The organism is Paraburkholderia sp. GW821-FHT02A12, from assembly GCF_059422005.1.
In genome coordinates this window covers 379,029-403,072 of sequence record NZ_JBWKWA010000002.1, presented here as the reverse complement: position 1 = coordinate 403,072, position 24,044 = coordinate 379,029, and the positions used below count along the sequence as shown (strand labels likewise).

Below are 24,044 nucleotides of genomic sequence, written 5' to 3'. Positions count from 1 at the left end.
GCGGAAGCTGAGCAGCTTCCGCCTACGTCACCTATGCGTTGGTAGGCTCGATTGGATTCGAACCAACGACCCCCACCATGTCAAGGTGGTGCTCTAACCAACTGAGCTACGAGCCTTTAGAGGCGCGAATTATAGAGACTCCCCGCGCGCAGCACAAGCCCCTCTTTTACTCGCGAGCGCGTCCGCGCGTGCGTTGGTGCGCCATTCAACCTGGCTTCGCCCATTCGGTGTGCGCATCCAGCGGATAGACCGGCCGCTTGACATGCTCGAAGGTAAAGAGTCCATAGTCTGAACTCGTCACGCCGCGGCTATCGCACTCCACCAGTGCCGCGGCAATCGGCACAAAAACCGGCCGGCAATACATACGCGACTTGAGCAACAGAAACCGCGCACGGCGCGGGTCGATACCGACGCTCTCGAACACGCCGAGATCCCAGGGTTCGTGCGTGCGCTCGGTCATCACGAGTTTCACCGTACCGGTGTCGAGCACCGCCGCGCGGCCCATGAAGGCACGCTGGCCTGTGTAGGTCGGACCGCTGATCACGTATTCGCCGTCGGTCAGCGCGCGCACTACGCCGGTCACAGAAACCGGCAGTCGTGGCGTCACCGCTTTGCCGGAGACCTTGTTGCCGACCGTCACCGTCACCGTGCTGCCGACGCCTGCCGCCATCAGTGCCGCGACCGCTTGCGGATCGCACAACGGTCCGCTTACGACATCCTCGAGATTCTGCTTGAGTGCTTCCTCGAGCAAGTCCATCGTGTCGCACGTGCCGCCCGACATGCAGTTGTCGCCGTGATCGAGCAGCAGCACCGGCTTGTCGGCGCCCTGCGCGAGCGCCGCCGCCTGCGCGACCGATTCCGCCAGCGGCGCACTGCGGTAAACGAAATCCTCGCGTTCGGCCCAGATCTGCCGCGCGATGCGCTCCGCCACCGCTTCCGCCTTCGCGCGATCGCCATTCCCCACGACGACGACGCTGATACACGGCGCCTCGATGTCGGCCAGTGAGAAGCCGGACAGCACCGACACCGCGAGCATGCCCTCGGTCTCGGCTGCGCGCGCGGCGTCCACCGCGCGTTTCATCGCGCCTTCGGCGGTCGCACTGCGCAGCGTATGCGTGAGCAGTGGCGGCTGACGCCATGCGATCACCGGCTTCGTCTTGCCGTGAACCAGATCGAACATCAGGCGCGCCGCGTGCGCGCCGGTCTCATACATATCGACGTGCGGATAGGTCTTGAAGCTGACAATCACATCGGCGTTGTCGATCATTTTCTGCGTGACGTTGCCGTGCAGATCGAGCGCGACGGCGATCGGTGCGTTGGGCAACGCGGCGCGCACGCGCTCGAGCAGACCGCCTTCGCCGTCGTTCGAATTCTCCGCGACCATCGCGCCGTGCAGGTCGAGCATCACTGCATCGCAGCCCGCTGCAGCCGCCACGATCGCATTGCAGATCGCATCGTACGCGGCGGCGGCGACCGGCCCGCTCGGATTCGCCGACGCCGACACCGGCGTCACGATCTCGGCCTGTTCGCGCTCGGCTGCGTCGATGAACGCGGCCATTGCCGTCTGCATGCCCTTGTTCTCGTTGAACGCGTCGTCGCCGTAACTCGGGCCGTTGTGTCCGAACACTGCGAGCGGCGTGTCGACCGGCGAGAACGTGTTGGTCTCGTGGTTCATCCTTGCGATCAGGACTTTCATGGCTTTGCGCACCCTGCCGTTTGCGCCGCGTTCAGCATAGCCTGCAACAGCACGTTGCAACCGGCTTCCAGATGGTCCGCGCGTGCGTCCTCGATTTCGTTGTGGCTGATGCCGTCTTTACACGGCACGAAAATCATCGCCGCCGATCGTCGTGTCATGTGCCTCCAAAACGGGACCCTGCTCGATATGCGCTTCGAAATATGCGCCGACCGCATGCGGCTTTTCATTCTTACCCGCATAGCCGATCGCCGCTAGTGCGTCGCGCACCGCAACGCCCTCGCGATCGCGTTGTTCGAGCGCATGCTCGAGCGTGAATGCACCGGCGAACACACCGGAGCCCATCATCACCGGCACGAAGCGCGAGCCTTCCTCATTGGTCCATACGGCGACTTCCAGCGGTGCAACCGTTTGCACACTGGCATCGGCCAGCGTGCGCAATACCTCGAGACCGGCGAGCACGCCATAGTTGCCGTCGAATTTGCCGCCGGTGGGTTGCGTGTCGATATGGCTGCCGGTCATCACCGGCGGCAGGTCGTCACGCAGACCGGCACGGCGCGCAAAGATGTTGCCGATCGCATCGATCCGTACGCTGCAGCCGATCTCCTTCGCCCACGTGACAAAAAGATCGCGCGCCTCGCGGTCCAACCCGGTCAGCGCGAGCCGGCACACACCGCCCTTCTCCGTCGCGCCGATTTGCGCGAGTTGCATGAGACTGTTCCAGAGCCGTGACCCGTCGACGCGCAAATCGGTGAGCGCACAGACGGTGGTTGATTCATGAACTTGCATCGATGCTTCCTCGTATTGAAGGCAGAGCGTACGTCAAACTACGCCGACACCCAGATAGCGGTCCTTGATCGATTCATCGGCGGCGAACGACGCGTTATCGCCTTCATAGACGATCACGCCCTGTTCGATGATGTAGTGACGATCCGCGAGTTGCGAGCAAACCTCGAGGTTCTGCTCGACCAGCAGAATCGCAACGCCCGCTTCGCGGATCAGCTTGAGCTGCACGACGATCTCTTCGACGATCACCGGCGCGAGACCTTCAACCGGTTCGTCGAGCATCAACAGACGTGGATGATTCATCAGCGCGCGGCCGATCGCGAGCATCTGCTGTTCGCCGCCCGAGAGTTGCGCACCGCCGTTCGTGCGCCGTTCCTTCAGACGTGGAAAAATGCGGTAGATGTCATCGAGCTGCCACGGCGAATCCCTGCGCGCGCCGAGCCGCAAGTTTTCTTCGACCGTCAACAGACGGAAAATGCCGCGATGCTCGGGCACGAAACACACGCCACGCGAGGCGATCTTGTGCGGCGGCATGCCGCCGATCACCGCGCCATTGAACGTCACCGTGCCGCGTTGCGGCGCGACGACGCCCGCAATGGCTTTTAGCGTCGTCGATTTGCCCGCGCCGTTGCGGCCTAACAGGGTGACCGTTTCGCCGTCGTTGATCTGCAGCGTCACGCCCTGCAGGATGTGACTCTTGCCGTAGAAGCCGTGAATCCGCTGCACGTCGAGAATCATGCACGGCCTCCGGTGATCATATTGCCGAGATAGGCGCTGCGCACGCGCTCGTCGCCGCGAATGTCGTCGGGACGGCCTTCCACCAGCACCCGTCCTTGCTGCATGACGGTGATCGTGTCGGAGATGTCCATCACGATGCCCATGTTGTGTTCGATCAGAACGACCGTGTAGTCGTCGCGCAGACCGCGGATCAGTTGCTTCATATCGTCGAGGTCGTCGATGCCCATGCCTGAAGTGGGCTCGTCGAGAAAGATCGCCTTGGGCCGCGCGGCGAGCGCCATGCCGACTTCGAGCCGCCGTTGCTGGCCATGCGAGAGCGCGCCTGCCGATACGTCGCTAAAGCGCTGCAACACAAGCCGTTCCAGCACGCTGTCGACCGTGTCCGCATGCGTGAGCGCACCGTGCGGCGGAGTCCATGCATTCAGCGCGCGTACCGCGTCGACACCTTGCGCGGCGAGCCGCAGATTTTCGCGCACGCTCAGATTGGCGAACAGACTCGTCACCTGGAACGAGCGCGCGACGCCGCGGCGTACGCGCTTATGGTCCGGTTCATGCGTGACATCGTGACCGTCGAAAACGATCTTGCCCGCCGTGACCGGCACCGTGCCGGTCAACACGTGAAAGAGCGTCGTCTTGCCAGCGCCATTCGGACCGATCACCGAATGCACGGTGCGCGGCATGATGCGCAGATCGACTTCGGAGAGCGCCGTGAATTTGCCATAGCGTTTCACTACGCCGTTCGCTTGCAGAAGCGCTTCGCTCATACGCGCTCCTTGCCCGCATCGACGGGGTTGCGCCGCAGCGATTGCCAGATGCGTTCGCCCAATCCCCACAGCCCACGCTGCATGAAAAGGCTGACAGCGATCAGTACGATGCCCAGCAGCAACAGCCGGCGCGGCCATAGCGTCGACAGCCAGTCGGCGAACAGCACATAGAACGCCGCACCCAACACGGACGCGAACAGATTGCCTGTGCCGCCTATCACCGTCATCACGAGGATCATCTCACTCGTGTGGTAATCGATGTTGGAAAGCGGCGCGATGCCCGTCATCAATGCATGCAGCGCGCCGGCGAGGCCCGTCACCGCGCCGGAGATCACGAACGCCATCAGCTTGAAGCGCTTGACATCGTAGCCGACCGCGGCTGCGCGCGCTTCGTTATCACGAATGGCCAGCAACGTGCGGCCGAACACCGAGTGCGAAACACGCATCAGCAGCCAGAACACCACCAGGAACAGCACTGCGACGAAACCATAGTACTGCCACGGCGACGTCAACGGTACGAGTGCTTTGCCGAATAGCGAGAGCGCCGGGCGCGGAATATCGAGCAAGCCGTTGTCGCCGCCGGTGAGATCGGGCGTCGTGTAAGCGAGGAAGTAGAACAGTTGCCCGAACGCGAGCGTCAGCATCACGAAGTAGGTGCCACGCTGGCGGATCGAAAACCAGCCGACCAGCGCAGCCGCCACCGCACCGATCGTTATCGCGGCGAGCAATGCCACCGCTATCGGCAAGGCTGTTTTCGTGAGGACCAGACCCGCGCAATAACTGCCGAGACCGAAGAAAATACCCTGCCCGAACGACAGCAAACCGGTATGGCCAAGCAGCAGATTGCAGCCCAGTGCGGCAAGCGCGAACACCAGCACTTCGGTGGCGAGCGATCCCGAGCGCAGCGTCAACGGCAGCACGCAAACCACCAGCAACGCAAGCAGCAGGAAACGATAGCGATGCAGAAAGTGCCGCAGGCTGCGTTTCATCGCGTGGGGAGAAGCGCCTTGCGCGATAGGCTTCGACGTATCGATCATGCCGCTCTCCCGAGCAAACCGTTCGGCCGCAGCAACAGCACCGCGGCCATGGCGACGTATATCATCAACCTCGCGCCTTCCGGCCACAAGGTACTCATCACGCTCTGCACGATCCCCACCAGCAAGCCGCCGACCAGTGCGCCGAGAAAATTCCCCATGCCGCCGACCACCACCACCACGAAGGCAACGCTAAGCGCCTCGATGCCCATGAACGGATCGACGCCACGAATCGGTGCGGCGAGCACGCCGGCCAGAGCGGCGGTTGCCGCACCGAGCGCGAATACGAGGCTGAAAACGCGTAGCACGTTGATGCCGAGCAGCGACACCATCTCGGTCGATTCGCTCCCCGCCCGCACCGCACTGCCAAGCCGCGTACCTTCTAGCACCCACCACAGCAACGCGGCCAGCACGGCCGTGAAGCCGATGACGAACAGACGGTATTTCGGATACACGAAGCCGCCCCAGATCACCACGCCGTTCAGCATCTCGGGCACCGGTACGTTGTCGCCGAGCGGCCCCCAGATCAGGATTGCGCATTCCTGCACGACCAGCGCAAGGCCAACCGTCACGAGAATATGAAACTCGTGCTGTTGGGCATAGACGTGCCGCAGGATCACCTTTTCGACGACCCACGCAAGCGCGCCCACCACGATCGGCACGACTACCAGCGCGGTCCAGAAACTCATCGACCACTGCATCGCCTGATAGCAGAAATACGCGCCGAGCAGATAGAACGCGCCGTGCGCAAAATTCACGAAGCGCAGCAGGCCGAACACGATCGACAAACCGACTGCGAGCAGGAAATACAGCATTCCCACTCCGATGCCGTTGACGATCTGCAGGAGATAAACGTTCATGGCGTCCGTCTAAAGGGTGTTGCGATGGGGCATTGCGGTAACGTGCAGCGCACGCGGCGCGAATCCATCAAGCCATCTTGCAGCCGGTCTTGTCGAGCGGCAGGAACGACTGGCCCGAACTGACGATATCCGCATAGTCGTCGGCGTTTTTCATCTTGTTCTTCGCCTTGCCCTTCAACAGATAGTAATTCTTCAGAACCTGATGATCGCCCTTGCGCACTTCTTCCGGGCCGGTCAAACCGTCGTATTTCATCCCTTCGAGCGCTGCGACCACCTTCTTTGGATCGACGTTGCCGGCTTTCACGATACCGTCGAGCAGGATCTTGGTGCAGATATAGGAGCCGGCGAGACTGTAGTTCGGATTGGCTTTGAACGTAGCCTTCGTGCGTTTGACGAGATCGCGATTGAGCGGCGAATCGATGTCATGCCAATACTGCGCGCCAAAATAGACGCCTTCGCACAGGTCCGCGCCAAGCGATTCGAACTGCTCGAGGCCGGAGGCCCACGCCAGCAGAATCGTACAATTGTTCTTCATTCCGAAGCTCACGGCCTGACGCAACGTATCGGACGATTGCGAGCCGAAGTTCAGAATCAACAGGACGTCGGGCTTTGCAGCGACCGCATTGGTCAGATAGCCGCTGAATTCCTTCTCGTTGAGCGAGTGGTAGCTGTTGCCCACATGCTCGATACCCTTCTCTTTGAAAATCGCCTTGGCCGCGGATAGCAGGCCTTCGCCGAATACATATTGCGGCGTAATGGTGTACCAGCGCTTCGCTTTCGGCTGGGTCTGGATCAACGGGCGCACCGTCTGCTCGATCGCACCGTAGGTCGGCACCGACCAGCGGAAGGTGGCGTCGTTGCAGTCCTTGCCGGTGATTTCGTCAGCGCCTGCCGTAGTGATGAAGACGCCGCCCGCCTTCTCGACTTCCTTGCCCATCGCCAATGATTCGGATGACAAAATACCTCCGGCAAAGAAGCGCGCGTTCTTCTGCTGCGCAATTTCCTGAACGCGACGCACCGCTGTTGCGGGTTTGCCTTCCGTGTCGAGCACCGTGTAGGCAAGCGACTCGCCAAGCACCTTGCCGTACTGCTCGATTGCCAGCTTCATGCCGAGATCGGCGTACTTGCCGTTTGCCGCGAATGGGCCCGACATCGGCACCGGACAGGCGAACTGCAGCATGCCGGTCTGCGCGGACGCGCTACGCGCGACCAGCGAGCCGAACGCCCCGGGAACGGCCGACAACGCGGCCAGTTTCAACATATTTCGGCGATTCAAAGTGACGCTCCTTAGGAAAGAGACACGCATGTGACCGACTGCGAAACTGAATGACTGCGCGAACGACTGCGAAAGCTGGCTGGCCGCCGTGAAGTTTTCCACTACACCGGCTTTGTTCTATTTATCATGATAAATAGATTGAATTCGATCGTAGGTACAATAAATTCGAGTGTCAATAAGGCAAAATTCCTGGCTGCCGCAAGGTGGCCGCCACGTGGCGAGGAAGCACGTGGACGGACGGAAGATGGTGCAGGACAAAACTGGGAGCATCGAAGATGGCCATGGATCGAACCAAGGCTGGCGCCGCGATCGAAATCAAGCAGCAAAAGCGCGGCGATCTGGTCGCAGAGGAAATCAAGCGGCTCATTACGGAGAAGAACCTGAAACCGGGTGACCGTCTGCCTCGCGAGGTGGAGTTGCAGCAACTTTTTTCGGTGAGCAAGAGCACGATTCGCGAGGCGCTGAAGTCGCTCGAGGTGCAAGGTCTCATCAAGGTGACGACTGGCCCGAGCGGTGGCGGCATGGTGGTGGAGGTGCCGCTGGATCGCACGCTACAGCTGTTGCAGAACTATCTGTTCTTCAAGGACGTATCGATCGACGATATTTACACGGTGCGTAAGCTGCTGGAGCCAGAGTTGGCTGCAGGCGCGGTACCGCATCTGACTGAACAGGATTTCGAAGCGCTCGAAGCGAGCATTGCGTGTTGTGATCGGCCGGTCTCGCCGCATGGTGGGCCGGACATCGTGCGGCAACGTCAGGAGGACGTAAATTTCCACGACATCCTCGCCGCTGCGAATCCAAACCCGTTCCTGCGTTTTAGTTGCGAATTGATCAACGAGATGATCCGGCAATTGATCGAGTTTCGTAACGATACGCCGCAGGCCGAACATGAGCGTTTCGGTCAGGCCAACGTGAAGATCCACAAAGCAATCACGAAAGCGGCACGAGAACGCGACGTCGAGAAAGTGCGTGAGTTGATGATCGTTCACATGACAGAAGCGCCACGTTATGTGAAGAGGATGAAGGGAAAACTGCGCGGGAGGCTGATTCTCGATTCGGAGATCCGTCGGCGTGTGCGAGCGCGCAGCGTTGCACCGACCGATGACGCGGACGAGGCTTAAGCGTCTGCATGCGGCAGTGGGACGCTGCCGCGGCCGGTGTATCACTGACATGCGTCGGCGGCTCGCCAGAACGAGCGTCCGAGATTTGCGATCGTATCAAATTGCCTGGTTCCGGCCGCAGGTGTTGTCTTGCGACCATCGCGGTCACGGTATCGCGCGCAATGGCGGATCATGCGCAGGCCCCGATCGCCAGGAGATTCAGCCCATAGCGGGACAATGCTCGCCGGAGGGCTCAACCTTTTACCGCGCGCGCCGTTATTGCATCTGCAAAGGCACAAACATTGGACCTTCATGGCACAAGCTATTCCGTTTTCCCGTCACACCGGCGCCGCGCGTGCGCGGCATGCCAAGGCGATGCTGTTGCCGATCGCCCGGCAGACCGCCGATGAGCTCGCGCTGCGCGTCCATCTGGCGCTCGACGCGTTGCGGCGCGGCGCCGGCGGCGTGACCGATGCGCAAACGCTCACACAGGTCATGCTGCTGACCGGCTTTCTGGCTGAATCCGGCTTCGGCTCCGCGACCGGCGATCAGCTCAGCGCAGCCGAGCGTGCTGTGTCAATGGTTTTCGATATCGGCAGGGAGACCGGCGAGTGGCGGCTGGATAGCGCAGCATTCGAGTTGTTCGCCGCAATTGCGACGAATTATGATCAGCAACTGCACAGCGCACCGCTTTGGGCAATCACCGATGCCAGTGAACGGCTCGATCGGTTTACCGCGGGTATGTCGAATCAGATGCCGGTGCGGAAACGGGCTTGATTATGCTGTTTCTGGCGCTGCGGCTACGCATGGGGCAAGCCGGATCGGGCTGCTGCGAGGAGGGCTGGGGATGCTGCAGCGTGCGGCGGTAGGCGCACGGCGATGGACGGCCTTTCTGTGTTGCCGTTTCCGGAGCCGTAAACGCAGAAACCCCACCGTTCCGGGTGGGGTTTCTGGTGCTGCTGGGGAGCCTGACGATGACCTACTTTCACACGGGAATCCGCACTATCATCGGCGTGGAGTCGTTTCACGGTCCTGTTCGGGATGGGAAGGGGTGGGACCGACTCGCTATGGTCATCAGGCATGACTTGTTGCCGTATTGCGGGGTTTGGGGCCCTGGGCAATACCGCCAATCGGGAAGAAGTAGTGTCTGGTGAGGCTCACCAGCGGGAGTTGTGTTGTTCGAGGCACAACATCGATCTCTCAACCTGTGTGTTCTGCTACCCCATCTGGAGTTCACACGCATCCCCTTCGGGGATCGGACCAGAGTAAGGGCTTTGCATGGGCCCGGAGTAAGTGCTAAAGCACTAACTCCGGCCGACAGCTAAAGCGCTAACTCTGGTCGAGACACACCTGTTATAGGATCAAGCCTTACGGGCAATTAGTATCAGTTAGCTTAACGCATTACTGCGCTTGCACACCTGACCTATCAACGTCCTGGTCTTGAACGACCCTTCAAGGGGCTCGAAGCCCCGGGGATATCTCATCTTAAGGCGAGTTTCCCGCTTAGATGCTTTCAGCGGTTATCTCTTCCGAACATAGCTACCCGGCGATGCCACTGGCGTGACAACCGGTACACCAGAGGTTCGTCCACTCCGGTCCTCTCGTACTAGGAGCAGCCCCCTTCAAATATCCAGCGCCCACGGCAGATAGGGACCAAACTGTCTCACGACGTTTTAAACCCAGCTCACGTACCTCTTTAAATGGCGAACAGCCATACCCTTGGGACCGGCTACAGCCCCAGGATGAGATGAGCCGACATCGAGGTGCCAAACACCGCCGTCGATATGAACTCTTGGGCGGTATCAGCCTGTTATCCCCAGAGTACCTTTTATCCGTTGAGCGATGGCCCTTCCATACAGAACCACCGGATCACTATGACCTGCTTTCGCACCTGCTCGACTTGTCGGTCTCGCAGTTAAGCACGCTTATGCCATTGCACTATCAGCACGATTTCCGACCGTACCTAGCGTACCTTCGTACTCCTCCGTTACACTTTGGGAGGAGACCGCCCCAGTCAAACTGCCTACCATGCACTGTCCCCAGTCCGGATCACGGACCAAGGTTAGAACCTCAAACAGACCAGGGTGGTATTTCAAGGACGGCTCCACGCAAACTGGCGTTCACGCTTCATAGCCTCCCACCTATCCTACACAGATCGGTTCAAAGTCCAATGCAAAGCTACAGTAAAGGTTCATGGGGTCTTTCCGTCTAGCCGCGGGGAGATTGCATCATCACAAACACTTCAACTTCGCTGAGTCTCGGGAGGAGACAGTGTGGCCATCGTTACGCCATTCGTGCAGGTCGGAACTTACCCGACAAGGAATTTCGCTACCTTAGGACCGTTATAGTTACGGCCGCCGTTTACCGGGACTTCAATCAAGAGCTTGCACCCCATCATTTAATCTTCCGGCACCGGGCAGGCGTCACACCCTATACGTCCACTTTCGTGTTTGCAGAGTGCTGTGTTTTTATTAAACAGTCGCAGCCACCAGTTTATTGCAACCCCTTCACCCTTCTGGCGCAGGCCAGTCAAGCTACAGGGGCGTACCTTATCCCGAAGTTACGGTACCAATTTGCCGAGTTCCTTCTCCCGAGTTCTCTCAAGCGCCTTAGAATACTCATCTCGCCCACCTGTGTCGGTTTGCGGTACGGTCTTGTTAAACTGAAGCTTAGAGGCTTTTCTTGGAACCACTTCCAGTTGCTTCATGGCCTAAGCCACTCGTCCCATGCCCTTGAATTGCGCGCCCGGATTTGCCAAAGCGCCTTCTCCAACACAGGAACCGGGACTTCCAACACCCGGACAACCTTCCGCGATCCGTCCCCCCATCGCATTTAACAATGGTGCAGGAATATTAACCTGCTTCCCATCAGCTACGCATTTCTGCCTCGCCTTAGGGGCCGACTCACCCTACGCCGATGAACGTTGCGTAGGAAACCTTGGGCTTACGGCGAGGGGGCCTTTCACCCCCTTTATCGCTACTCATGTCAGCATTCGCACTTCCGATACCTCCAGCACACTTTCCAGTGCACCTTCGCAGGCTTACGGAACGCTCTCCTACCATGCACATTACTGTGCATCCGCAGCTTCGGTATATGGCTTAGCCCCGTTACATCTTCCGCGCAGGACGACTCGATCAGTGAGCTATTACGCTTTCTTTAAAGGATGGCTGCTTCTAAGCCAACCTCCTGACTGTTTTAGCCTTCCCACTTCGTTTCCCACTTAGCCATATTTCGGGACCTTAGCTGGCGGTCTGGGTTGTTTCCCTCTTGACACCGGACGTTAGCACCCGATGTCTGTCTCCCGTGATTGCACTCTTCGGTATTCGGAGTTTGCTATGGCGTAGTAATCCGCAATGGACCCCACAACCATGACAGTGCTCTACCCCCGAAGGTGATACACGAGGCACTACCTAAATAGTTTTCGGAGAGAACCAGCTATTTCCAGGTTTGTTTAGCCTTTCACCCCTATCCACAGCTCATCCCCTAACTTTTCAACGTTAGTGGGTTCGGACCTCCAGTACGTGTTACCGCACCTTCATCCTGGCCATGGATAGATCACCTGGTTTCGGGTCTACACCCAGCGACTGAACGCCCTGTTCGGACTCGCTTTCGCTACGCCTGCCCTAATCGGTTAAGCTTGCCACTGAATGTAAGTCGCTGACCCATTATACAAAAGGTACGCCGTCACCCTCTTTCAAAGGCTCCGACTGTTTGTATGCATGCGGTTTCAGGATCTGTTTCACTCCCCTCCCGGGGTTCTTTTCGCCTTTCCCTCACGGTACTGGTTCACTATCGGTCGATCACGAGTATTTAGCCTTGGAGGATGGTCCCCCCATCTTCAGACAGGATTTCACGTGTCCCGCCCTACTTGTCGTACACCCAGTTCTTCCTCGCTGTTTTCGTCTACAGGGCTATCACCTGCTATGGCCGCACTTTCCAGAGCGTTCGACTAACAGCAAAGATAAAGAGTACAGGCTGGTCCCATTTCGCTCGCCACTACTCTGGGAATCTCGGTTGATTTCTTTTCCTGCGGTTACTTAGATGTTTCAGTTCACCGCGTTCGCTTCTCATGGCCTATGTATTCAGCCATGGATACCTCAAAAGAGGTGGGTTTCCCCATTCGGACATCTTCGGATCAAAGCTCGTTTGCCAGCTCCCCGAAGCTTTTCGCAGGCTACCGCGTCCTTCATCGCCTGTGATCGCCAAGGCATCCACCACATGCACTTGTTCGCTTGACCCTATAACGGGTGTGTCTCACACCTCACCCACTGGGGATGAAGCGTTGCTCACAATCGCTACAGGTTGAGTATTCGTGTTGCGCCGTATTCCAAAAGCGATCTTTCGATCTCTCTTTTCATACATTGATACAATCACAACCCTGATTCACCTACTCACACACCCATCTCCAGGTATGCTTTCGTGAATCTCTTTACTACTTCTTCCTGATTGTTAAAGAACGACAGCCGATATCGCAGTTGCTATAACCGCGTATCACTCTGACTGGCTCAATCGCCAATGCATAAAGCTCGGTTAATCCCGGAAACCCGGAACCGAACGCTAGGCATTGAAGATTGGTGGAGGATGACGGGATCGAACCGACGACCCCCTGCTTGCAAAGCAGGTGCTCTCCCAGCTGAGCTAATCCCCCAGTCATACACAGATAATCACTACCTGTATCTGATACCTCAGAGGTCTTCGGTTGGTTAGCTGCAGCCACCGCAGAAACAGTGGTGGGTCTGGATGGATTCGAACCATCGACCCCCGCCTTATCAAGACGGTGCTCTAACCGACTGAGCTACAGACCCCTGAGTCTGTCTGCGTATCTGTCTTAATTTCACAGCCGATAAGCGTGAGCGCTCAACGCGTTGACACGTTAGCTCGAGAAAGGAGGTGATCCAGCCGCACCTTCCGATACGGCTACCTTGTTACGACTTCACCCCAGTCATGAATCCTACCGTGGTGACCGTCCTCCTTGCGGTTAGACTAGCCACTTCTGGTAAAACCCACTCCCATGGTGTGACGGGCGGTGTGTACAAGACCCGGGAACGTATTCACCGCGGCATGCTGATCCGCGATTACTAGCGATTCCAGCTTCACGCACTCGAGTTGCAGAGTGCGATCCGGACTACGATCGGTTTTCTGGGATTGGCTCCACCTCGCGGCTTGGCAACCCTCTGTTCCGACCATTGTATGACGTGTGAAGCCCTACCCATAAGGGCCATGAGGACTTGACGTCATCCCCACCTTCCTCCGGTTTGTCACCGGCAGTCTCCCTAGAGTGCTCTTGCGTAGCAACTAGGGACAAGGGTTGCGCTCGTTGCGGGACTTAACCCAACATCTCACGACACGAGCTGACGACAGCCATGCAGCACCTGTGTTATGGCTCCCTTTCGGGCACCCCCACCTCTCGGCAGGGTTCCATACATGTCAAGGGTAGGTAAGGTTTTTCGCGTTGCATCGAATTAATCCACATCATCCACCGCTTGTGCGGGTCCCCGTCAATTCCTTTGAGTTTTAATCTTGCGACCGTACTCCCCAGGCGGTCAACTTCACGCGTTAGCTACGTTACCAAGTCAATGAAGACCCGACAACTAGTTGACATCGTTTAGGGCGTGGACTACCAGGGTATCTAATCCTGTTTGCTCCCCACGCTTTCGTGCATGAGCGTCAGTATTGGCCCAGGGGGCTGCCTTCGCCATCGGTATTCCTCCACATCTCTACGCATTTCACTGCTACACGTGGAATTCTACCCCCCTCTGCCATACTCTAGCCCGCCAGTCACCAATGCAGTTCCCAGGTTAAGCCCGGGGATTTCACATCGGTCTTAGCGAACCGCCTGCGCACGCTTTACGCCCAGTAATTCCGATTAACGCTTGCACCCTACGTATTACCGCGGCTGCTGGCACGTAGTTAGCCGGTGCTTATTCTTCCGGTACCGTCATCCCCCCGCCGTATTAGGGCCGAGGCTTTCTTTCCGGACAAAAGTGCTTTACAACCCGAAGGCCTTCTTCACACACGCGGCATTGCTGGATCAGGCTTGCGCCCATTGTCCAAAATTCCCCACTGCTGCCTCCCGTAGGAGTCTGGGCCGTGTCTCAGTCCCAGTGTGGCTGGTCGTCCTCTCAGACCAGCTACAGATCGTCGCCTTGGTAGGCCTTTACCCCACCAACTAGCTAATCTGCCATCGGCCGCCCCTGTAGCGGGAGGTCCGAAGATCCCCCCCTTTCCTCCGTAGAGCGTATGCGGTATTAATCCGGCTTTCGCCGGGCTATCCCCCACTACAGGACACGTTCCGATGTATTACTCACCCGTTCGCCACTCGCCACCAGGATTGCTCCCGTGCTGCCGTTCGACTTGCATGTGTAAGGCATGCCGCCAGCGTTCAATCTGAGCCAGGATCAAACTCTTCAGTTCAAACCTGTTACTGTTTTTCGGTCTCTTTCGAGACCGGTCGCTCACTCAACGTACTGACGATGATTACGCCTGTCTCTCAACAGGCAAACCTTCCTCTAATACTGTGTGAGACTTGATACTTTCGCTTGTCCCGGCAGATCCCGAAGGGCCCACCGGCGCGTCGCGCATCAAGCGCCCACACTTATCGGCTGTTAATTTTTAAAGATCGATTCCGCAGTCACTACCGAACCCGCACCGCGTTGCACACCACACTGCAACCACCCGGCACCGCTTCGTTCTGCGTCGCTGCATCAGCAGCAGAGAAACGAGATTATGAAGAACGACTGACACGTCGTCAACCCCCTTTTGTGAATTTTCTTTTAAGTAAGTGTGAATCGACGCTAAAAGTTGTGCCCTCTACATATAGCAGGCTCCTCCGTAGCAAATCGCACCGTGTGAGGACGAACGAGTTCATCTATAGTGAGCGACCCGTCCCTGCGCGTGGCGTACTGATGATGCACATCCCTGACAAGCCCGCGCTTGGCACTTGGGCAGACCGTGACCGAGCCCACCGCGAGTGAGCACACGAATTGGTGTGCTCACAATGTGCGCAATGGCGCAAGCTCGTATATAATGCGAGCCGCGCGAATTTCGTGCATTTCTATCGGCCCGCTTCGAGCGGGCTCATCTTTTTTGCTCCCCAGAGCACAGCCAAACAACCGCGTTGAGTCACTCAGGTGATGTTGAGCCATGCTCGAAACGCCTGACGGTCGCGTCTTGCGTCTCATAGCGAAGCCTCTAGAGGAGAATACGTGAACCCTTTTGATCGCGAAGATTCGCAACACGAAACGGCAGGCTACCCTGCCAAGGCACCCTCCGGCCGCGCCGGCAAAGGCAAGGGCGCAGGCAAGGCGATCCCCGTAGCAGCCGAGTTGCCGCCGCAACAGGCCGAAGAGCGTCAGCGCCAGATGCGCGCGCTGATCCAGCTGGGCAAGGAGCAAGGCTACCTGACCCACGCTCAGATCAACGATCACCTGCCCGACAACTTCGCGCAAACCGCGGCGATCGACAGCATCGTCAGCGCGTTCAACGACATGGGTGTGCAGGTCTACGAGCAGGCTCCGGATGCGGAAACCCTGCTGCTGAACTCGAACGCGCCCGCGGTGGTGTCGGACGATCAGGCAGACGAGGAAACCGAAGTCGCGCTGTCGACGGTCGACTCCGAATTCGGCCGCACAACCGATCCCGTGCGCATGTACATGCGCGAGATGGGCGCAACCGAGCTGCTGACCCGTGCGGGCGAGATCGCAATTGCAAAGCGCATCGAAGACGGCCTGCACGAAATGGTGCAGGCGATTGCCGCTTGCCCGCTCGCGATCTCCGCAATCCTGGCCAGCGCCCAACAGGTCGTGGACGGCGAGCTTCGCATCGACGAACTGGTCGACGGTCTCAATGAAGATTCCGCTGCTGCGGAAGAAGATGCGAGCGCCGACGCAATGGCGGACGTCGATACCGACGCCAGCGATGACGACGACAGCGATAGCGACGACGACATCGGCCCGGCCGATTCCTCGGCGGCGGACGAAGCCCGTCTGAAGCAGCTGACTAGCGATTGCCTCGAGATCTTCACCCAGGTCGGCCTCCTGTACGACCAGATGAACGCGTCGCACACGCGCGGCGACGTCACCTCGAAAGCTTATCTGCGGGCCCGCGAAGAGATTCAGCAGCACCTCGCGAAGATTCGCTTCACGGCCCGCACGATCGACCGCCTGTGCGGCGACGTGCAACGCCAGGTCGCACAGGTTCGCGAAATCGAGCGCCGCATTCTGCAAATCGTCGTGACGAAGAGCGGCATGCCGCGCGAGCAGTTCATCGAGTCGTTCAAGGGCCACGAAGCCGACCTCGGCTGGACAGAGCGCGCAGCGCGCGGGTCGTCGTCGTTCGGTGCAGCGCTCGAGCGCAATCTGCCTGCCATTCAATCGGAACAGCAAAAGCTGATCGACATCGAAGCGACGGTTTCGCTGCCGCTCAAGCATCTGAAAGAGATCAATCGTCAGATGGTCGCGGCTGAGTCGAAGATGCGCAAAGCCAAGAGCGAAATGATCGAGGCGAATCTGCGCCTCGTAATTTCGATCGCGAAGAAGTATGTGAACCGCGGCATGCTCTTCCTCGACCTGATCCAGGAAGGCAACATCGGTTTGATGAAGGCAGTCGACAAGTTCGAATATCGGCGCGGCTGGAAGTTTTCGACGTACGCAACGTGGTGGGTTCGCCAGGCCGTGACGCGTTCGCTCGCCGACCAGGCGCGCACGATTCGCGTGCCGGTGCACATGATCGAAACGATCAACAAGCTCAACCGCATTTCGCGCGAAATTTTGCAGCAGACCGGCCAGGAAGCGCATCCTTCCGTGCTGGCTGAACGCATGGAACTGTCGGAAGAGAAAGTGCGCGGCATTCTGAAGATCGCCAAGCAGCCGGTTTCGATGGAAACGCCGGTCGGTGACGACGGCGACGCCACGCTCGGCGACATGATCGAAGATTCGGCCGCTTCCTCGCCGGCCGACGCAGCGATGCAGGCCGACTTGCGTGCCGCGATCGACGACGCGCTCGACTCGCTGTCGCCGCGCGAAGCGAAGGTGCTGCGTATGCGCTATGGCATCAACACGAAGTCGGACCATACGCTGGAAGAAGTCGGCAAACAGTTCGACGTCACGCGCGAGCGGATTCGCCAGATCGAAAGCAAGGCGATGCGCAAGCTGATGCATCCGAGCCGCGCGGATCGGCTGAAGTCGTTCCTCGACCGCTAAGCGGGCAGTTGCGCTTGTCGTGCGCGATGCACGGCAAGCGCAAGCCGCGAAGAAGCATTGGCGAGCCGCATCTCATACCCGCATCTCATACCCGCATCTCATACCCCCAGTTCACACCCTCATCTCATACCGATTGCGTCGACAGCGATTGCCGCCACAGTCCGGCTCGCTTGCCGAGGCGCAACGCTTCAGGCGAGCAACGAAATGATCCCGCCGATAGTGATTCCCGCAGCGAGCCAACGCCCCGCGGTATAGAACGCGTTGCGCTTTTCCTGAGGCTGATCCGGCCGCTCGAGGCCGAGCGTGCCGTAGGCAAATGACTTGGCCGCTGAGACGTTGGTTGCGGACGCGTCATCCGCAACCGGGTCGCTTGCCGCCTCACCTCCCTGCCCCGTGCGCGCCTCTTGTGCTGCCGTCGCGGCGCCCTGCGCCGAGATATGAACTGCAGAATCCTGCGTGGAAGTGTCAGGCTTCGAGTCTGTCTGGATAGACGCGTCGTTCCCAGCAGCAGGCGATTTTTTCGTCGCGTCCTTGCTCACCACCACAGAGTTACCTGGTCCCGACGCTGTAGACGACAACGCACTGTTGATTTGCACGGCAAGCTCCCTTCATTTCTTACGCGCGCGACGCCCCGTTTTCCACGGCGGTTTGGTCAGGCACGTACTTGCGTGCGTCCGCAAAGACGCAGCTCGACGTATGGTTGGTTATAGGGTCTATCGACGTCGGGGAGGCAAATCTTGAGTGTCCGTAAGGGAGAGTAAGTGAGACATCCCATGTGGCTCTGTTCGGTTTCTTTTCAAAGGCAAAAACCACCCCTTGCCTCCCTTCGAGTATTCTCACCAACATAAGAACCTATACCCCCACTCGAACACCTTTTGCGCCCAGCAAAAAAACGCCAGCCAACAGGAGCATCACAATTGGTAGAGTTTCCGTCTTCGGCGGTTTCGACCTGGGGCGCCGCAGTCGTATTCCTGAACGTCCTGTTGACACGCCTCGGCGTGCCGATCCCCGCGGTCCCCATGCTACTGTTCGCGGGTTCGGCGATCGCAGCCGGCTCGCTGAATTTCTGGCCGGTTCTCGTCGCCGCCGTTCTCGGTGCGCTCATCGGCGACGGCACATGGTTCACCGCAGGCCGCATCTACGGCCGCGGACTGATCTCTGTGCTCAGCCGGCTTTCGCCGGCCATCGATTCGAAAGTCGGCAAAGCACGCTCGCTATTCGAGCGCTTCGGCGTTCCACTCGTGTCGATCTCGAAGTTCGTCCCCGGGCTCGCGCTCCTCACCCCGCCGTTGATGGGCACGACAGCCGTCGATGCACGCATCTACGCAGCTTGGGACATTGCGGGCGCGACGGCGTGGGCCGCCTTCTGGCTGCTCGGCGGCGCCGCGGCAGAAAAACAACTGCATATGCTGCTCGTCTTTGTCAGAGCACGCGGCGGCACAGTCGTCGACATCCTGCTGGCAGCCGCCTTGGTGTACCTGGCGTTTCGTCTGCTGCAGCAGGGCCGCGCGCGTCGGCGGTTGGCGCTGGCCGCACCCGATGCCGATCCGGCAGCAGCACCGCCCGGATGGCGCCGCATCGCCCCGCCCATGATCCTGGACGCGCGTCCAGAGGCGCTGACGCATGAGGCGGCGTGCTGCATCCCCGGCGCGCTGGCGCTCGATCCGCACTCCTCCGAACAAATCGACGGCGCGCTGCTCGCCTATGACACCGTGATTTATTGCATCTGCGCGGACAACGCGACCGCCGTCGACATCACGGAACGGATGCGCCGCAACGGCTACACGCGAATTCGCGCACTAAGAGGCGGTCTGGACGCATGGCAACGACGCGGCTTTCCCGTCGAGCCGCTCTCGCCCGTCGACGAACTGACGACCGGCAAACGCACCGCCAAACCACCCGGCGACACGCGCGACGCAGTAACGCTACGGGGACTCGCTCCACGGCGCAGCGAAAGTGTTTGACGCTGCACGTGCGCATCGCTTCCTTCGCAAAAGAATCGCCTGGCAAATCAGCTCAACGCGCATCGCAAATAGGGTTCGTCCAGCTCTTGTGCTCGAGCGCGCGCGGCGCCGCCCCATTGCTTCACAACTTGCGCAGCAGCCCCGCGGCCGACCGCATCCGGCGCTTGCGTTCCTTCCTGAACCATTGAAGCGCCGCCTCGATGTCGCCCGAACCCGCCAGCAAGGCTGCATTGTCACGCAGCAGCATCTCGCTTGCGACAATATCGTTCAGCGTACCGAAACGTTTCTGAATCTGCTTAAGCAGTTTAAGCGTACGTTCGTGGCTGCCATGCAGAACCGGTCCGAAAAATTCGAGCAGATAACGCAGTCTTTTGCCGGCCTTTCTGACGTCATGAAACGAAGTGTAATTGGAGCGCTTTGCGTGAGACGCGCGCTTCATGCGCTTGCGTAACGAGCGTTCGGAAGTGGCCACGCGTTTGCCGGCGAATTTGCTCAGCGGCACGCGCTCATGCGCGGTGTTCAGCTCCTTGGTAGCGCTGGCCAAGGCATCGCGCAACAGATGCTTGACGTCCGCGTTCGAGAGGGTTTCGCGGCTCGTTGCCAACGCGACGCTGCGGATCTCTTCGAGTTTCGGCGCCATTGCTCGCGCGCCGGTATCGTTCTGCGTCATCAGTTCGATCAGAATGTCCCAATCGCGTGTTGTGCCCGCCGCCGTCGCCAGATACTTGTACAGCGCCCGTTGCCGCGTATTCTCGCCCTTGTCGAGCAGTGGCTCGAACGCCCACCACAGCGAGCGCAGACGCCGCAGCGACACGCGCAGCTGGTGCAGCAATTCGGGCGATGCATCCTCGCGCACCGCGGCCGCGTATTCGATGGCGCCATCGACGAGTGGCGCCGCGTACGACGCGAACGCCGCCTCCGCGGAGGACTGTTCGCCGGCCAGCGGGTTATCCGCGGCGTGCTTGTCGGCATGTTTGTCGGAGCTTTTTTCGCCCTTCCGGCTTTCGCGTTTCATCGAACATCCTTCAAAAAACCCTCTTTGCAGCGTAGCAAAAAAAGGTGTTGATGGATATTCATGCAATACGTATAAATGAGCCATAAGGCACTTTTCAGGAATGATTCTTGCGGGGTTATAACCGCTGCCTCGGTGACGCTTCAACAGCAGATATCTCCACGGCCGTGTAGCTGATGTTATTCGGATCGCTAAGCATTCAAAACCGCTACGTCTCTGGCGGCATATCTCCCAGTGCGCGGACAATATCCGCGCACTTCCCCTCCAGATCCAGTCCAGCATAGGTGTCACACCGCTGTCATCATTGCGACACGCGGGCCGCTCACGATCGGAAGCCGCGTGACAAACTTTGAGGACACAGGCCATGCCGGAACTTTCGTATCCGCAACCGGGCGCTGCAAGTGGCAAGGGGCGCAATCTCGGCCTTATCATTTTCCTGGTTGTGATCGCAGTGGGCGCCATTTATTGCGCCACCCATTTGCTAGACGATTTACAGCCGGTTCGCGAAGCCTCTGTTCTGCCTTATTTCCTGCTTGGTATTGCACTCCTGATCGCACTCGGTTTCGAGTTCGTCAACGGTTTTCATGACACTGCGAATGCAGTCGCCACCGTGATTTACACGCACTCGCTCGCGCCCAACATTGCGGTGGTCTGGTCTGGCGCATGGAATTTTCTCGGTGTGCTTACTTCAAGCGGTGCAGTGGCGTTCGGCATCCTGCAACTGCTGCCTGTCGAGTTGATCTTGCAAGTGGGCAGCAGCGCCGGCTTCGCGATGGTCTTCGCGCTGCTGATCGCCGCGATCATCTGGAATCTCGGCACCTGGTATTTCGGACTGCCCTCGTCCAGCTCGCATACGCTGATCGGCTCGATTATCGGCGTGGGCCTGATGAATCAGCTGATGCATGGCCCATCCGGCACCAGCGGCGTCGACTGGAATCAGGCGCTCGGCGTCGGCAAGTCGCTGCTGTTTTCGCCGCTGGTCGGCTTTCTGGCGGCCGGCTTGCTGCTGCTGATCCTGAAAGCCGTGGTGCGCGTTCCCGCCTTGTATGCCGAGCCGACGGGCAAGGAACCGCCGCCGTTCTGGATTCGCTGCCTGCTGATTCTGACCTGCACCGGTGTTTCGTTCGCGCACGGTTCGAACGACGGCCAGAAAGGCATGGGCCTCATCATGCTGATCCTGATCGGCACAGTGCCGACAGCGTATGCGTTGAACAAGGCGGTCACGCCGGCTGAAACGCAGACCTACCTCGCGGTCTCGCAGCAAGCCTCGGCGACGCTTGCCAGGTACACCAACGGCGCGGCGCCTTCCGCGGACCCGCGCGCCGATGTCGAAGCCTATGTGCGCACACGCCAATTGACGCCTGCGACCTTGCCGGCTTTGCAGCAACTGACCGAGCTGATTGGCCGTCGGGTCGGCGCATTGGGATCGATGGCGGCCGTGCCGCAAAGCATGGTCGATAACGTGCGCAACAATATGTATGTCGCGTCCGAAGCGATCCGCCTGATGGACAAGGCCAAACAGCCCGCCTTCTCCCCGGACGACGCCAAGGCCATCAAGAACTTCAAGGCGCAAACCGATCACGCGACGAAGTTCATCCCGACGTGGGTCAAGGTCGCGGTCGCCATCGCGCTGGGTCTCGGCACGATGGTGGGCTGGAAACGCATCGTCGTGACGGTCGGCGAGAAGATCGGCAAGCAGCATCTGACCTACGGCCAGGGGGCATCGGCTGAACTGGTGGCGATGCTGACGATCGGCGCGGCCGACGCATACGGCTTGCCGGTCTCGACGACGCACGTGTTGTCGTCGGGCGTGGCCGGAACCATGGCGGCCAACGGCTCCGGCTTGCAATGGGCTACCGTGCGCAGCCTGATCCTCGCGTGGGTGCTGACGCTGCCGGTTTCGATCGCACTGGCCGCGAGCTTGTACTGGCTGTTCCGGATGGTGTTCTAAGCCGCCGGGGCCGGTCAGGCGGCCGGCCCCCGGAAGAGCCGCAGCCGTAGTGGCCGTAGTTACATTTCACTTGCATGCCGTCGGGCGTCGGCTATGTTGTATCCATGGAGCGAATCCGTGGTGCAATGCAAGGCCCTTCCTGACCAGGAAGGATCTGCCCGGCCAAAACAGGTGAGAGCGGAACATGAGCGTAGAGCTAAACCACACCATCGTCTGGTGCCGCGACAAGCAGAAGTCGGCAAAATTTCTCATCGACATTCTGGGGCTGCCGAGCCCCATCGAGTTCGGCCAGATGCTGGTCGTTCAGCTTGCCAACGGCGTCTCGCTGGACTTCTTCGAAAGCGACGGCAAGATCGTCATGCAGCATTACGCGTTTCTGATCAGCGACGACGAATTCGACCAGGTCTTCCCGCGTATTCGTGACGGGGGCCTTCAGTACTGGGCCGACCCCGGCAAACAACGCGCAGGCGAAACCTATCTGCACAACGGCGGCCGCGGCGTCTACTTCGACGATCCCGACGGCCACTTGCTCGAGGTCATGACGCGCCCTTATAAACTCGGCGCGTAGAGCCTGTTCCCGGCCTGTTCCTCGCGCCTGTTGTATTTCGCCGGTCCGGTATCAATACACTTCCGGCACGATCATCGATTGCGGCACCGGCTGGCGGATGTATTCGTCGTTATAGACCCGCGCCGGCAGTTCGATCTGCGGGTGCTCGATCTCGTGATACGGCACCTGGTTCAGCAGATGGTGAATGCAGTTCAGCCGCGCGCGCTTCTTGTCGACCGCCTGCACGACCCACCACGGCGCTTCGGGAATGTGCGAGCGTTGCAGCATGACTTCCTTGGCCTGCGTATAGGCTTCCCAGCGGCGCCGGCTTTCCAGATCCATCGGGCTCAGTTTCCACTGCTTGAGCGGGTCGTGGATGCGGTTCTGGAAGCGGATTTCCTGCTCTTCGTCGGTGATCGAAAACCAGTATTTGAGAATCTGCACGCCGCTTCTCGCCAGCATCTTTTCGAATTCCGGCACCGAACGGAAGAACTCCTCGTACTCCTCGTCGCTGCAAAAATTCATCACGCGCTCGACGCCTGCGCGGTTGTACCAGCTGCGGTCGAACAGCACCATTTCGCCGCCCGCCGGCAGATGCGACACGTAGCGCTGGAAATACCATTGCGTACGCTCGCGGTTATTCGGCGCCGGCAGTGCTGCGACGCGGCATACGCGCGGGTTGAGCCGCTGCGTGATGCGTTTGATCGCGCCGCCCTTGCCTGCCGCATCGCGTCCTTCGAAAATCACCACGAGCCGATGACCGGTCTGCACAATCCAGTCCTGCAGCTTGACGAGTTCGCCCTGCAGCCGGAACAGCTCGCGAAAGTACATCTTGCGCGCCTCGCGATTCTCGGGCGTGAAACCCTGGGCGCCGTCGATAATGCGGTCGTCGATCTCCATTTCGAGCTCCTCGTCGTACGCATCGATGAGGTCTTCCTCGAAACGGCGCTGCCGCTCTGCCAGCATTTCGGCCTCGGGTCTCGAATCCAGCTCTTTCATCGCAGTTCTCCTGGCAGCAGAAATGAATACGTGCGCCACGCGAACGCGGCGCACGCAAATGCGCCGATTATCGAAGCGCGAGGTGTCAGCCGTGTTACCGGTCTGAAAGCTGCGCGCTTG

At 59.4% G+C, this 24,044-nt stretch carries 15 protein-coding genes, 3 tRNA genes, 3 rRNA genes and 1 pseudogene; 6 read left to right on the top strand and 16 right to left on the bottom strand.

Going from position 1 to position 24,044, the window contains the following annotated elements; translation table 11 throughout:
- Nucleotides 1-39: 39 nt before the first annotated feature.
- The 8 genes and pseudogenes from AC07WT_RS23005 to AC07WT_RS22970 form a co-directional block, all read right to left on the bottom strand.
- Nucleotides 40-116 (bottom strand) — tRNA-Val (locus AC07WT_RS23005).
- An 89-nt stretch (nt 117-205) separates the two neighbouring features.
- A complete protein-coding gene (locus AC07WT_RS23000; RefSeq protein WP_494948722.1) occupies nt 206-1,696 on the bottom strand; it encodes a M81 family metallopeptidase in 1,491 nt (496 codons plus the stop codon).
- 141 nt (nt 1,697-1,837) lie between these two features.
- Nucleotides 1,838-2,482 (bottom strand): annotated as a pseudogene (locus tag AC07WT_RS22995) (hydantoinase/carbamoylase family amidase); the annotation flags it as partial.
- Nucleotides 2,483-2,515: 33 nt separating this feature from the next.
- Complete coding sequence (locus AC07WT_RS22990; RefSeq protein ID WP_494948721.1) at nt 2,516-3,217, bottom strand: ABC transporter ATP-binding protein; 702 nt, start codon at nt 3,215-3,217, stop codon at nt 2,516-2,518.
- Nucleotides 3,214-3,981 carry an ABC transporter ATP-binding protein gene (locus tag AC07WT_RS22985; RefSeq protein WP_494948720.1) on the bottom strand — a complete coding sequence of 256 codons (768 nt, stop codon included), beginning with the start codon at nt 3,979-3,981 and terminating at the stop codon, nt 3,214-3,216. The genes AC07WT_RS22990 and AC07WT_RS22985 overlap by 4 nt, the downstream gene beginning before the upstream one ends.
- On the bottom strand, nt 3,978-5,018 hold the full coding sequence (locus AC07WT_RS22980; RefSeq protein WP_494948719.1) for a branched-chain amino acid ABC transporter permease: 1,041 nt from the start codon (nt 5,016-5,018) through the stop codon (nt 3,978-3,980). Before AC07WT_RS22980 ends, AC07WT_RS22985 begins: the two co-directional genes overlap by 4 nt.
- Nucleotides 5,015-5,875: a branched-chain amino acid ABC transporter permease gene (locus tag AC07WT_RS22975; RefSeq protein WP_492593068.1), complete on the bottom strand. Its 861-nt coding sequence runs from the start codon at nt 5,873-5,875 to the stop codon at nt 5,015-5,017. Before AC07WT_RS22975 ends, AC07WT_RS22980 begins: the two co-directional genes overlap by 4 nt.
- 67 nt (nt 5,876-5,942) lie before the next feature.
- Nucleotides 5,943-7,151 carry an ABC transporter substrate-binding protein gene (locus AC07WT_RS22970; protein WP_494948718.1) on the bottom strand — a complete coding sequence of 403 codons (1,209 nt, stop codon included), beginning with the start codon at nt 7,149-7,151 and terminating at the stop codon, nt 5,943-5,945.
- A gap of 275 nt (nt 7,152-7,426) precedes the next feature.
- Between AC07WT_RS22970 and AC07WT_RS22965 the strand changes: the two genes are divergently transcribed.
- Nucleotides 7,427-8,272 carry a FadR/GntR family transcriptional regulator gene (locus AC07WT_RS22965; RefSeq protein ID WP_494948717.1) on the top strand — a complete coding sequence of 282 codons (846 nt, stop codon included), beginning with the start codon at nt 7,427-7,429 and terminating at the stop codon, nt 8,270-8,272.
- A 291-nt stretch (nt 8,273-8,563) separates the two neighbouring features.
- On the top strand, nt 8,564-9,028 hold the full coding sequence (locus tag AC07WT_RS22960) for a hypothetical protein (RefSeq protein ID WP_492593065.1): 465 nt from the start codon (nt 8,564-8,566) through the stop codon (nt 9,026-9,028).
- Nucleotides 9,029-9,217: 189 nt separating this feature from the next.
- Here AC07WT_RS22960 and rrf read toward each other — a convergent pair.
- The 5 genes from rrf to AC07WT_RS22935 form a co-directional block, all read right to left on the bottom strand.
- A 5S ribosomal RNA gene (gene rrf / locus AC07WT_RS22955) occupies nt 9,218-9,330 on the bottom strand.
- A 278-nt stretch (nt 9,331-9,608) separates the two neighbouring features.
- Nucleotides 9,609-12,489, bottom strand: a 23S ribosomal RNA gene (locus AC07WT_RS22950).
- A 334-nt stretch (nt 12,490-12,823) separates the two neighbouring features.
- Nucleotides 12,824-12,899: transfer RNA gene (locus tag AC07WT_RS22945), tRNA-Ala, on the bottom strand.
- An 80-nt stretch (nt 12,900-12,979) separates the two neighbouring features.
- A tRNA-Ile gene (locus AC07WT_RS22940) sits at nt 12,980-13,056 on the bottom strand.
- 78 nt (nt 13,057-13,134) lie between these two features.
- A 16S ribosomal RNA gene (locus tag AC07WT_RS22935) occupies nt 13,135-14,665 on the bottom strand.
- Together the 16S, 23S and 5S rRNA genes with 2 tRNA genes alongside form the textbook arrangement of a ribosomal RNA operon.
- A gap of 791 nt (nt 14,666-15,456) precedes the next feature.
- Here AC07WT_RS22935 and rpoD point away from each other — a divergent pair.
- Nucleotides 15,457-17,451 carry an RNA polymerase sigma factor RpoD gene (gene rpoD, locus AC07WT_RS22930; protein ID WP_494948716.1) on the top strand — a complete coding sequence of 665 codons (1,995 nt, stop codon included), beginning with the start codon at nt 15,457-15,459 and terminating at the stop codon, nt 17,449-17,451.
- A gap of 188 nt (nt 17,452-17,639) precedes the next feature.
- On the opposite strand, the gene AC07WT_RS22925 is transcribed toward rpoD, so the two are convergent.
- Nucleotides 17,640-18,047 (bottom strand): hypothetical protein, encoded by a 408-nt coding sequence (locus AC07WT_RS22925; RefSeq protein ID WP_494948715.1) that lies wholly within the window; start codon nt 18,045-18,047, stop codon nt 17,640-17,642.
- 321 nt (nt 18,048-18,368) lie between these two features.
- Between AC07WT_RS22925 and AC07WT_RS22920 the strand changes: the two genes are divergently transcribed.
- Complete coding sequence (locus tag AC07WT_RS22920; RefSeq protein WP_494948714.1) at nt 18,369-19,415, top strand: VTT domain-containing protein; 1,047 nt, start codon at nt 18,369-18,371, stop codon at nt 19,413-19,415.
- A 121-nt stretch (nt 19,416-19,536) separates the two neighbouring features.
- Here AC07WT_RS22920 and AC07WT_RS22915 read toward each other — a convergent pair whose 3' ends face one another.
- Nucleotides 19,537-20,430, bottom strand: coding sequence for a CHAD domain-containing protein (locus AC07WT_RS22915; RefSeq protein ID WP_494951011.1), 894 nt, complete (start codon nt 20,428-20,430; stop codon nt 19,537-19,539).
- 361 nt (nt 20,431-20,791) lie between these two features.
- On the opposite strand from AC07WT_RS22915, the gene AC07WT_RS22910 reads away from it, so the two are divergent.
- Nucleotides 20,792-22,378 carry an inorganic phosphate transporter gene (locus AC07WT_RS22910; RefSeq protein WP_494948713.1) on the top strand — a complete coding sequence of 529 codons (1,587 nt, stop codon included), beginning with the start codon at nt 20,792-20,794 and terminating at the stop codon, nt 22,376-22,378.
- 184 nt (nt 22,379-22,562) lie between these two features.
- Nucleotides 22,563-22,946 (top strand): VOC family protein, encoded by a 384-nt coding sequence (locus AC07WT_RS22905; RefSeq protein WP_492595967.1) that lies wholly within the window; start codon nt 22,563-22,565, stop codon nt 22,944-22,946.
- 51 nt (nt 22,947-22,997) lie between these two features.
- On the opposite strand, the gene ppk2 is transcribed toward AC07WT_RS22905, so the two are convergent.
- Nucleotides 22,998-23,924, bottom strand: a complete 927-nt coding sequence (gene ppk2 / locus AC07WT_RS22900; protein ID WP_494948712.1) for a polyphosphate kinase 2 — start codon at nt 23,922-23,924, stop codon at nt 22,998-23,000.
- Nucleotides 23,925-24,044 lie beyond the last annotated feature (120 nt).

Coding starts and splice junctions, on each gene's coding strand:
- AC07WT_RS22915 (WP_494951011.1), bottom strand. CDS start 20,430: ATGAAACGCGAAAGCCGGAAGGGCGAAAAAAGCTCCGACAAACATGCC.
- AC07WT_RS22985 (WP_494948720.1), bottom strand. CDS start 3,981: ATGAGCGAAGCGCTTCTGCAAGCGAACGGCGTAGTGAAACGCTATGGC.
- AC07WT_RS22960 (WP_492593065.1), top strand. CDS start 8,564: ATGGCACAAGCTATTCCGTTTTCCCGTCACACCGGCGCCGCGCGTGCG.
- AC07WT_RS22975 (WP_492593068.1), bottom strand. CDS start 5,875: ATGAACGTTTATCTCCTGCAGATCGTCAACGGCATCGGAGTGGGAATG.
- AC07WT_RS22905 (WP_492595967.1), top strand. CDS start 22,563: ATGAGCGTAGAGCTAAACCACACCATCGTCTGGTGCCGCGACAAGCAG.
- AC07WT_RS22910 (WP_494948713.1), top strand. CDS start 20,792: ATGCCGGAACTTTCGTATCCGCAACCGGGCGCTGCAAGTGGCAAGGGG.
- AC07WT_RS22990 (WP_494948721.1), bottom strand. CDS start 3,217: ATGATTCTCGACGTGCAGCGGATTCACGGCTTCTACGGCAAGAGTCAC.
- ppk2 (WP_494948712.1), bottom strand. CDS start 23,924: ATGAAAGAGCTGGATTCGAGACCCGAGGCCGAAATGCTGGCAGAGCGG.
- AC07WT_RS23000 (WP_494948722.1), bottom strand. CDS start 1,696: ATGAAAGTCCTGATCGCAAGGATGAACCACGAGACCAACACGTTCTCG.
- AC07WT_RS22965 (WP_494948717.1), top strand. CDS start 7,427: ATGGCCATGGATCGAACCAAGGCTGGCGCCGCGATCGAAATCAAGCAG.
- AC07WT_RS22980 (WP_494948719.1), bottom strand. CDS start 5,018: ATGATCGATACGTCGAAGCCTATCGCGCAAGGCGCTTCTCCCCACGCG.